1 pseudogene is annotated in these 853 nt (G+C 44.8%); it reads left to right on the forward strand.

The window, feature by feature from the left end:
- Nucleotides 1–136: 136 nt before the first annotated feature.
- Nucleotides 137–853 (forward strand): annotated as a pseudogene (locus R7Z77_RS24740) (HD domain-containing protein); the annotation flags it as partial.

The following is an 853-nucleotide window of genomic DNA, read 5'->3' on the forward strand; positions in this document are numbered from 1 at the left end:
ATTATTATCTACGCCATAATTAAAATTACGTCCAAATAGCCCACCTTTAAGGGTTCTTTTCGCTGTCGCGCCCTTTCTCTAAATATCAGGCCATGATGTCGGTTTGCGTGGGCTTAAAAACATGTCGGTATAAATAATGAAGCATTCTTCCTCTCCCGATGCTATTGCGGGTTTTGAAGTCGATCTAAAACAAGCACTTATCTGGGTCGCCCGTGCACTCGACTATGTAGGTGTCGATGACACTCACCACAGTCACCGTGTCGCATACATGGCCTACCAATGTGCTCTAGCCTTAAATTGGGATTTAAAGAAAGCAGAGTTTTGTTACTTTGCAGGCATGATTCACGATTGTGGCGTCTCTGAAACGCAAGAACATAAAATGTTGCTGGACGAGCTCATCCCTCAAGATGCCAAAGCACACTGTCTGCGCGGCTACCAAACGCTCAAACAATGTCGCCTTTTAAGTCAATTTGCCGTTCCAGTGCTTTATCACCACACCCATTGGGATGAGCTGCAACATATCGACCTGCCTGTATTCGATTAAGACGTTGCGGCCCTACTCTACCTTTCTGATCGACTAGACTTCATGCGTGCACGCTATGTAATGAACTGCCACTGTGACATTGTCACGCTGCATGAGGAGTTGATTGCAGAATGTGTATTGGCGAATGCTGGCACCTTATTTAATCCCGTTATGTGCAAAGCCATGGTTAAGCTCATCATGACCGACGGATTTTGGTTCGCGATGGAATCAGAAAACATCGAAACCATTGGTCTGAATTTTAAGAGCATTGATTGGTTACAAAAACAGTTAACCATTTGGGACATGAACAGCCTTGGATTATTTCTGGCG

The sequence above is a fragment of the Vibrio sp. 1401 genome, assembly GCF_033340295.1.